Origin of the sequence: Bradyrhizobium sp. (assembly GCF_030693485.1) — a bacterium.
Taxonomy (GTDB): domain Bacteria; phylum Pseudomonadota; class Alphaproteobacteria; order Rhizobiales; family Xanthobacteraceae; genus Bradyrhizobium.
Window position 1 is genome coordinate 1 of record NZ_JAUYAN010000314.1, and the last position, 4,540, is coordinate 4,540.

General features: G+C 61.6%; 6 protein-coding genes, 1 tRNA gene and 1 pseudogene. 5 read left to right on the forward strand and 3 right to left on the reverse strand.

What is annotated here, in order from left to right:
- The 3 genes from Q8N40_RS22870 to Q8N40_RS22880 form a co-directional block, all read right to left on the reverse strand.
- A partial coding sequence (locus tag Q8N40_RS22870) for a YbaN family protein (RefSeq protein ID WP_305713416.1) occupies window positions 1–361 on the reverse strand: 361 nt, incomplete at its 3' end.
- A gap of 46 nt (window positions 362–407) precedes the next feature.
- Window positions 408–481: transfer RNA gene (locus tag Q8N40_RS22875), tRNA-Gly, on the reverse strand.
- Window positions 482–830: 349 nt separating this feature from the next.
- Complete coding sequence (locus Q8N40_RS22880) at window positions 831–1,019, reverse strand: hypothetical protein (protein ID WP_305713417.1); 189 nt, start codon at window positions 1,017–1,019, stop codon at window positions 831–833.
- 250 nt (window positions 1,020–1,269) lie between these two features.
- Between Q8N40_RS22880 and Q8N40_RS22885 the strand changes: the two genes are divergently transcribed.
- The 5 genes and pseudogenes from Q8N40_RS22885 to Q8N40_RS22905 all read left to right on the forward strand — a co-directional run bounded on the left by Q8N40_RS22885 (window position 1,270) and on the right by Q8N40_RS22905 (window position 4,267).
- Window positions 1,270–1,656, forward strand: coding sequence for a YciI family protein (locus Q8N40_RS22885; RefSeq protein WP_305322105.1), 387 nt, complete (start codon window positions 1,270–1,272; stop codon window positions 1,654–1,656).
- A gap of 407 nt (window positions 1,657–2,063) precedes the next feature.
- Window positions 2,064–2,477, forward strand: a complete 414-nt coding sequence (locus Q8N40_RS22890; protein WP_305713418.1) for a hypothetical protein — start codon at window positions 2,064–2,066, stop codon at window positions 2,475–2,477.
- Between the two features lie 10 nt (window positions 2,478–2,487).
- Window positions 2,488–3,345 carry a hypothetical protein gene (locus Q8N40_RS22895; protein ID WP_305713419.1) on the forward strand — a complete coding sequence of 286 codons (858 nt, stop codon included), beginning with the start codon at window positions 2,488–2,490 and terminating at the stop codon, window positions 3,343–3,345.
- 1 nt (window position 3,346) lies between these two features.
- A pseudogene (locus tag Q8N40_RS22900) lies at window positions 3,347–4,010 on the forward strand (SOS response-associated peptidase).
- Window positions 4,007–4,267: a hypothetical protein gene (locus tag Q8N40_RS22905; protein WP_305713420.1), complete on the forward strand. Its 261-nt coding sequence runs from the start codon at window positions 4,007–4,009 to the stop codon at window positions 4,265–4,267. Before Q8N40_RS22900 ends, Q8N40_RS22905 begins: the two are co-directional and overlap by 4 nt.
- The last annotated feature ends 273 nt before the right edge of the window (window positions 4,268–4,540 follow it).

The following is a 4,540-nucleotide window of genomic DNA, read 5'->3' on the forward strand; positions in this document are numbered from 1 at the left end:
GATCCACGATGGTCGGACGCGAAACGACATAACCGGCACTGGCCAGCAGCAGCGCCGCCACGCCTGCCGCCAGCAGCAGGGATGGATCAGAGCTGAACCAGAATACGACAAATCCGAACGTCATTCCCGCGCAGGCCATCATCTTGGCCGGCCGCGAGATCGCCCCATCGGAGCGCCAGTCGCGCAACGTCTTGCCGAATTGGGGATGGTTGAGCAGCCACGCCTCCAGGCGCGGCGACGAGCGCGCGAAGCACCACGCGGCGGCGATCAGGAAAATCGTCGTCGGCAGCAGCGGCGTCACCGCGCCGATCGCGCCAAGCGCGACCATCACACAGCCCATGCAGAAGTAGACAACCCGCATCATTGATAGCCGAGAACACCAGCTTTTCGCGGTTCGGTGAATGGTCTGGAGCGGGTGGAGGGAATCGAACCCTCGTATTCAGCTTGGAAGGCTGCTGCTCTACCATTGAGCTACACCCGCGTGAGCCGATCAACTATCACGCCGGGTGGCAGGCCTCAACCGCCTGCGGCGGATTTGGCCGGGTAAACGACAATTGTTCCGCCGGCGCCACCCCTTAACATCGACCGAATCCGTGCCTATACTGCCGTCTCCATCAACGCAACGAAAGGAGGTGATCCAGTGTCTCTTACCAAGCGCTGTCACCTCGCTGGGATCGCCCGCTAGGCTCTAGACAGCCTGGCATCGGGGCGCTCTCAGCCCTGGACCAGCGAGTTCAAAAGTTGGAACGCGACGGGAGCAATCCCGTCGCGTTTTTATGTGTCTGAAGTTTTTGACGCCTGGAATTCGTGATGCCTGGAATTTTTTCGGATCAAAAGCCGCAGACGTTGACCGATCGCGGGCGCAGCCCGCGGCGGTTTTCGATGATCCGCTCGCCGCCATTGCTGGCCGAACTGCCATAATAGCGGTGATGGCCGGCGACGTCGTGCCAATCGCCCGCCTGGGACGCCGCAGGAGCCCGCACGCTATCGCTGATGATGGAAGCTGGCTTGCGTAACATGACCGTCTCCGTTGGTGGGCGCGCAGCGGCTGCGTTCTGTTCATCAGTCGTTAAGCCTGAGCGCCGCGTTCATGGGCGATTCCAACTATCGTGTTTCCGGAGTGTTTCGTGGGTGGCAAGCCGCCGACCTGCGGCGAGGTTTCCAGCCGGGCTGCGACTTTGCAGAATGCCGGCTTTTCGGGAGCAGGCTCGGCCAAAAGTCCTGCGTGATGAACGCGAAACAGCCGATCCGGCAACCAAGGAGCTACCGATGCTTTATGCCTTCCTGGCCTACCACGTCGAAACCGAGGTCACCTCCTGGACACCGGAAGAGGACGCGGCGCTGATGGTCGATCTGCACAAGGTCCATGACCGGTTGCACCAGGAGGGACGGCTCGGACCGGCAGCGCGGCTGGGGGCGACCAGCAAGGCCCGCACCTTGCGCGGCCCGGGTGCGGGACAAGTCATCGACGGCCCGTTTGCCGAAACCAAGGAGCAGTTGCTGGGCCTCTATGTCCTCGACTGCGCCAGCGAAGAAGCCGCCATCGAGGCCGCCCGCGACCTGCGCCGGGTCAATCCCACAGCGGTTTACGAGATACGTCCGGTCCAGCTTTATCTGCCCGGGGTGCCGTTCCCGGTGACGGAAGCCGCGGGATAACCGGGCTTGCAGAAAGCTACGATTGGCTTGCCCGGCCGTACCTGGCGAAGCCAGCGAAGGCTGGTGGGGGAAGAAGTTGAGGAACCTATCAGCAAAGTCAAAGGCTTACGGCAAGGTGCGGGAATTTTGATCGCTTTGAAGCGAAACGGTTATTTTGAGCAGCGCCCGCACCCAGGGCTGCGCGAAAGGGGACGCCTTGCGAATGGGCGTCCGACGGCGATAAGACGTTTTTTCCCACGCATCATACCATCGGAAATAGTGGGTTGGTCCAAGGCCGCCTCGGTTGGCGGCCTCCTTCATCCAGCGCCGAGTTATCAACACCCCGACCGGCAGCGGTTGCCGGGTGTTCCGGGCCCCATCTATAGGGCGATTTGCCTGGGTCGCCAGATCACGCTTTGATGGCTGCCATGGGCACCAGATCACGCGAGAGCATCTACGGCAGCTCGGTCCGCGCCTCTGCCGAACGCGCCAGGGAGGCCCGCAGGGTTGCCGACAGGCTTGCCTGCGAGGCATGGACCAAGCGCATGCTCGGCTTCCGGGGTCCCGCGCAGCCGTCCCCCACATTGGGCGACGCCCTGAACGCCGGCTACGGCTACCTCGAAGTCAAGTGCCTCGGCTGCCAGACGCATCAGACGGTTGCACTCGACATTGTGCGCCGGCCGAAGGCGACGCCGATCCACGAACTCGAACGCTACATGCGCTGCAGCGACTGCTCGCAGGTGCGGCGGTATCCGTACAAGCGGAGCCACCTCGTGGCGCTGCGGACGACCAAGATAACGGCCAGCGATCCTCCGTCGACATGGTGGCCGGGGGAACGATAAGGGGCGCTGCATGACACTGGTTGCAGTCTGGATGGCCGAAACAAGGCTGATGGCCATTGCCGACAGTAGGATTGTGCGCTCTGCCGGAAATGTACTTACCGAGCACGGCCCCAAACTGCTTCCGATAACCGTGATCTGCATGCAACCGAGTCAAAACGGCGCATTTGACAGAGTGGTCTATCGCTCGGACATTGGGTTCGCTTACAGCGGTGCAACGCTCAGCGCTTTGGCTGCACACGCCTTATCGACCACGTTGTTGTCCAAGCTGATCGGAATGCCGGGTGCGCCACCGCCCGCACTGAACGAGCTTGCCCATTTTGTTGCCGGTGCTTCCGCAGAGTACATGCGCGAAGTCGGGCAACTTGCGCTAAAAAATGGGCTCTTTTCAGCTCTCGTATTTGGCTGGTGTCCGCGAGAGCAAAGGTTACGCATATTTGAACTACAGCCGAGGATCACTGATGGTCAGTTGACCGTCGATAACATGGAACGAAACCTGTCTCCGATTAAGATAGGGGGGATCGCAAAAGAGTGCGCCGTTACTATTGGCGGTGGCGCGGACGATTTTGCTGAGGAGATCGACAAAGAACTCGCCAACGCAAAGAACCGGGGCGAAGTCCTTGAAATAGTGGCCTTCGACGCTCCTAAGCGGGCACTTCGGCGGATGATTGCTGAAGGCAGCAATCAAATGATTGGTGGAGTTATTCAACAAGCATGGGCAACAAGTTCGGGATTTCAGATACTGTCCAACCTCGAACCAATCACTCCCCGGCCGCCATCGCCTCGGAACGTTGGTAGTTTTATCTTGGGCTTCGACACGATGGATATTCAGACAGTAGGTAGCTATCAGGTGGGAGGGCTGGGTCGATAGCGTGTGCAATCTTTTACTCAATCACCACCAACCAGGAGGCTATCCGCCGGCTGTTCGGCGTGGTCGACCAATACGTCGGCAACCTCCCGCCGATGCCCGGCGTGTTCCCCGACTACCCGGCTCCGGTGATCCGCAACGCCGGTGCCGACCGCGAGCTGACGATGATGCGTTGGGGGATGCCGCGGCCACCGAAGTTCGGCGGGCCGCCGGTCACCAACATCCGCAACACGAGTTCACCGCACTGGCGAGGCTGGCTGAAGCCGGAGAACCGCTGCCTGGTGCCGGCGAACAGCTTCTCGGAGTATGCGCCGGAGCCGAACCCTGCGACCGGCAGGAAGGACGTGGTCTGGTTCGCGCTCGGCGAGGATCGACCGCTGTTCGCCTTCGCCGGGCTCTGGACCGAGTTCAAGGGTGACCGGGGCACGAAGTCGAAGCCGGTGCCGGGCCCGCACCTGGTCTACGGGTTCTTGACGACGGCACCGAACGCGGTGGTCGAGCCGATCCACCCGAAGGCGATGCCGGTGATCCTGACGTCCGACGAGGAGCGCGACGTCTGGATGCGCGCGCCGTGGGATGAGGCGAAGGCGCTGCAGCGACCGTTGCCCGATGATACGCTGAGGATCGTGGCGCAGGGTGCGGACAAGGAAGACAAGGTCGCCGCATGAAGTACGCCGCGCCCAGTCGCTTCGCTGATCCTGCCGCCGCCCGCAAGCTGCTGGAGATTGCCAACACGAGCGAGGCGGCGCAGGACGGCCGTATCTACATCGAGAAGATCAACGGGACGTTCCTGTTCACTGAGGGCGGCACACCAGAGGAGTACGGTGCCGGACTGAAACTGACCGTCGACCGAGGCTGGCTCTGGAAACATGAGTCGGGCACCTATGTGAAGTTCACCGAAGCTGGCGCAGAGCTATTTGCCTAACGGACGACCAGATGAGTAACTGGCTCCAAGGTGCCGGTTCGGGATGGAGGGGAAGAACAATGCATCTGCTGACCGGAGCCGCCGCGCTGATGATATCGCTTCTGGTCGCGACGGATAAATCATGCGCCGAAAACTATCGCACGCCGCCAGTCCCTTGTGCCGCGCGAAGACGATCAGAACATCTACCTGGTGCTCGATGATCTCGGCCATCATGGCCGCATCTGGCGGGAAGCCGACGCCGAAGCCACCGACCTTGAGACCGTGATCGCCGAC